At 71.6% G+C, this 539-nt stretch carries 2 protein-coding genes; both read right to left on the bottom strand.

The features are described 5' to 3' along the window. Positions 1–191: hypothetical protein (locus AC066S_RS39105; RefSeq protein ID WP_478271948.1), on the bottom strand; the 191-nt coding region annotated here is incomplete at its 3' end. After that, the coding region (locus tag AC066S_RS39110) for a PIN domain-containing protein (protein ID WP_478271949.1) at positions 188–539 on the bottom strand (352 nt) is incomplete at its 5' end. The genes AC066S_RS39110 and AC066S_RS39105, both read right to left, overlap by 4 nt.

The following is a 539-nucleotide window of genomic DNA, read 5'->3' on the forward strand; positions in this document are numbered from 1 at the left end:
CCGGGATAGCGGTTCAGCGCCAGTGCGCCCAGGCGCCGGCCCAGCGCCTCCTGCAACTCCGGCGGCAGCGGGAACGGGTTTTCCATCGCGTCCATCTTGAGCACGCCGGTGGCGGGCTGGACGGCGTAGGCATGCATGGCGCGGACGTCGGGGCGGATGCGGCCGAGCGCGGCGGTGAGGGTGTCGGTCATTCGAGCGATTCCAGAGCGTCGGGAGTGACGAGAAAGGGGTTCACGGCGCGCACCGCGTCGTAGCGCTGGCCGTGGGGCAGCACGTCGCCCAGCACGTGGCGGCAGCCCTGCTGGTGCGCGGAAGCGACGATGAGCGCGTTCCAGTAGCTCAGGCCGTAGCGGTCCTGCAGATCCCAGGCGCCGTCGACCACGTAGGCAGCCAGGTGCGGCGGCTGCCAGACGCGCAGGCGGCGCACCTGCGCGCGCACCAGGTGCAGCGTCTCGGGGCCCGGAAAGCAGGCCACGGCGTTGTGGTAGAGCTCATTGAGCACCTGCGAGCTGATGCGGCCGCGGCGCGTGCTCCAGCAC

The organism is Bradyrhizobium sp. CFUWI, assembly GCF_056429085.1.